This is a genomic window from Bacillus sp. NTK034 (assembly GCF_017303275.1).
GTDB lineage: Bacteria > Bacillota > Bacilli > Bacillales > Cytobacillaceae > Cytobacillus.
This window is the reverse complement of sequence record NZ_JAFKOJ010000067.1, coordinates 1-209: the sequence shown is the minus strand read 5'-3', so window position 1 is coordinate 209 and position 209 is coordinate 1. Positions and strand designations below refer to the sequence as shown.

1 rRNA gene is annotated in these 209 nt (G+C 45.5%); it reads left to right on the top strand.

What is annotated here, in order from left to right:
- A 23S ribosomal RNA gene (locus JI665_RS28430) occupies nt 1–86 on the top strand; the annotation flags it as partial.
- Nucleotides 87–209 lie beyond the last annotated feature (123 nt).

The following is a 209-nucleotide window of genomic DNA, read 5'->3' as shown; positions in this document are numbered from 1 at the left end:
GAAAGATGATCAGGTTGATAGGTCAGAGGTGGAAGCGTGGCGACATGTGGAGCTGACTGATACTAATCGATCGAGGACTTAACCAAGTCATTGGTGAATTCTCGGCAAATACTTCTTCATGCATTATCTAGTTTTGAAGGAACGAAGTTTCTTCAATCAAATAGTCCGGTGGCGATAGCGAGAAGGTCACACCCGTTCCCATACCGAAC